1 protein-coding gene is annotated in these 2174 nt (G+C 66.6%); it reads left to right on the top strand.

Translation table 11 applies throughout. The features are described from left to right. Positions 1–613: 613 nt before the first annotated feature. Positions 614–2041, top strand: a complete 1428-nt coding sequence (gene ltrA / locus ACIOHG_RS37720; RefSeq protein WP_400958177.1) for a group II intron reverse transcriptase/maturase — start codon at positions 614–616, stop codon at positions 2039–2041. Positions 2042–2174: the final 133 nt, after the last annotated feature.

The following is a 2174-nucleotide window of genomic DNA, read 5'->3' as shown; positions in this document are numbered from 1 at the left end:
CTGGGTGCGCCACGAGGCGCTGAACAACCGTATGGAGGTGGGAGACCTTCATCGCGTGGCTGTCGCAGCAGTCGCGTAGAAGCTGGGGGCAGTCTGATCCGGGGGATGCCGGTGAGGGCGGGAAGCAGCCCCGACAACGCCGGGACGTGTCGGCACCACCAGACGGTGCGGGTCCGGCTAGCGAGACCAGAAGGTACAACGTGAGTGAACCGGCGTCTGACGCCCCGTAAGCCTTGTGCCGGCTCGAACCTGGTGGATTTGGGCCGGTGTGCAGTGCGCGGTCCCCTTTCCAGGTGAGGGGCCGACTCCACAGAGGGATCAGTTCGCCCGTTGTGGAGGCCACGCCGAATGTCTGCGGCGTAGGTGTGGCGATGCTGCCGGGGTAAAGCCGGGTGCCGCCCTGGTCGAACGGTTGTGCAGTGAACGTGGGAACCGCTTCATGGTTGCCCTTGTCCGGACCGCCAGTCCGGAACCGAGGGCAGGTCCGTCGCCGACTGATGGCTGTGGAGCGGGGCGGAGGCTCCGTAGTAGTCCGAGCGCGGGAAAACCGCGTACATGGCGAAGGGGGCCAGCAAGTCTGCAGGGAGGATGCTGGAATGCCGGGAGGGCGTGGGTGAATACCGACGAACTGGACTGGGCCTTGTTCAAGGCCGAGCGCCGGGTACTGGAGATCCAGACCAAACTGCACCGTTGGGCAACCGACGATCCTCATCACAGGTTCGACGACCTGTTCAACCTCGTGGCCGATCCCGCCTTCCTGTTGGTGGCGTGGGACCGGGTGCGAAGCAACAGGGGAGCCCGAACGGCCGGGATCGACGGCCGGACCGCTTCGGCGGTCGAATCGGGGCCTGGGGCCGAGGTGTTCCTCGACCGGCTGCGGCTGCTGATCAAGAGCCGCGGCTTCCGTCCGGTTCCGGTGCGGGAACGGATGATCCCGAAGGCGAACGGCAAGCTCCGCCGCCTGGGCATCCCGACCGTGACGGACCGGGTGGTGCAGGCATCCCTGAAGCTGGTGCTGGAGCCGATCTTCGAAGCGGATTTCCTCCCGTGCTCCTACGGGTTCCGTCCGAAGCGCCGGGCCCATGACGCCGTCGCCGAGACCCGCTTCTTCGCCGCCCACTTTTACGAGTGGGCGGTGGAGGGCGACATCGAGGCGTGCTTCGACAACATCGACCACACGGCCCTGATGGACCGCGTGCGCCGACGTGTCGGGGACAAGCGCGTGCTGGACCTGGTGAAGGCGTTCCTGAAGGCGGGCATCCTCTCCGAGGACGGCTCGATGAAGGACACCAGCACTGGCACCCCGCAAGGAGGGATCCTGTCGCCGCTGTTGGCGAACGTCGCTCTGGGTGTCCTGGACGAGTACGTGGACCAGGCCCCGGGAGGACCGAACTCCACCCAAGGCGAGCGGGCCAAACGCAAACGCCAGGGAAAGGCGAACTTCCGGCTGGTCCGGTACGCCGATGACTTCCTGGTCATGGTCGCGGGCAACCGCGAGCACGCGGACGGCCTGCGCGCCGAGGTGGCCGAGGTGCTCGCGCCGATGGGCCTGCGCCTGTCGGCGGAGAAGACGAAGATCACCCACATTGACGAGGGCTTCGACTTCCTGGGATGGCGCATCCAGCGCCACACCAAACGAGGGACCAACAGGCAGTACGTCTACACCTACCCGTCCAAGAAGGCTCTGCATTCGGTGATGGACAAGGTCAAGACGATCTGCCGCAGGAGCGCCAACCTGCCGCTGCCCGCACTGCTGCGCGAGCTCAACCCCGTGCTGCGGGGCTGGTGCGCCTACTTCCGGCCCGGAGTGTCGAGTGCAACGTTCCAGTACCTGTCCCACTACACGTGGGAGACGGTGTTCCGCTGGGCGAGGCGCAAGCACTTCAAAGCCAACTGGAAGACCATCCGCCGCATCTACTGCCGTGGTGGATGGTGGCCGGTCACCGAACGAGGAGAGTTGTTCGACCCCGCGAAGGTAGCCACCACGCGCTATCCCTACCGGGGCGCAGCAATCCCAGGGCCGTGGCCAGCCACAGGCTGAGGAATCGAAGGACGCCTGCCGGGGCTTGTGGAGAGCCCGTTGCGTTGTGAGGCGCACGGCGGGTTCGGGAGGCGGTTCGGGGAAACCCACCGACGGCAACGTCGGCAGGGCGCCCCGGACCGACCTCACTACG

This window comes from Kitasatospora sp. NPDC088134 (assembly GCF_044741705.1).
Taxonomy (GTDB): domain Bacteria; phylum Actinomycetota; class Actinomycetes; order Streptomycetales; family Streptomycetaceae; genus Kitasatospora.
This window is presented reverse-complemented; position numbering and strand designations above follow the sequence as displayed.